1 protein-coding gene is annotated in these 764 nt (G+C 70.2%); it reads left to right on the top strand.

The window, feature by feature from the left end; translation table 11 throughout:
- Positions 1-181: 181 nt before the first annotated feature.
- A partial coding sequence (locus tag NS184_RS17065) for an exodeoxyribonuclease VII large subunit (protein ID WP_193750568.1) occupies positions 182-764 on the top strand: 583 nt, incomplete at its 3' end.

The raw sequence follows: 764 nt of genomic DNA, 5'->3' as shown, positions 1-764 counted from the left end.
CGCGGCGGGGCGAGGGGGACCGTGTGGCCGTTGGTGATCGTCACGTCCCCGATGATAGGTGAGCGGCACCCGCTCGACCTGGGCGCGACCGACCCTGTGGAGAACTCCCGCGCGGCGCGGTGGTACGCGCCGTGTCACCGGTCTGCGGCAGCATGGGTGTCCCGCGTTCGGAAGGAGCGACATGGCGATCGAACAGGGCCCGCCGACGGCCGACAACCCCTGGCCCGTCGCGCTGCTCGGCGCGAAGCTCCGCGACTGGATCGATCGCCTCGGTACCGCCTGGGTCGAGGGCGAGATCACCCAGTGGAACGTCGCCGGCGGCAACGTCTACGGCAAGCTCAAGGACGTCGAGGTCGACGCGACCGTGTCGTTCTCGATCTGGTCGAGCGTGCGTTCCCGCGTGCCGGCCGACCTCAAGCAGGGTGACCGGGTGGTCGCCGCCGTCAAGCCGAACTACTGGGTCAAGGGCGGCTCGCTCACGATGCAGGTCGTCGAGATGAAGCACGTCGGGCTCGGCGACCTCCTCGAACGGCTCGAACGGCTACGTCGCACCCTCGCGGCCGAGGGCCTGTTCGACCCGTCGCGGAAGAAGCGCCTGCCGTTCCTCCCGCACCGGATCGGCCTGATCACCGGCAAGGACTCCGACGCAGAGAAGGACGTCAAGCGCAACGCGCAGCTGCGGTGGCCGCAGGTGGAGTTCCGCACGGTGCACACTGCGGTGCAGGGCGACCGGACCGTGGGCGAGGTCACGGCGGCGATCCTCG

Source organism: Curtobacterium luteum (assembly GCF_001475545.1).
GTDB lineage: Bacteria > Actinomycetota > Actinomycetes > Actinomycetales > Microbacteriaceae > Curtobacterium > Curtobacterium luteum_A.
This window is presented reverse-complemented; position numbering and strand designations above follow the sequence as displayed.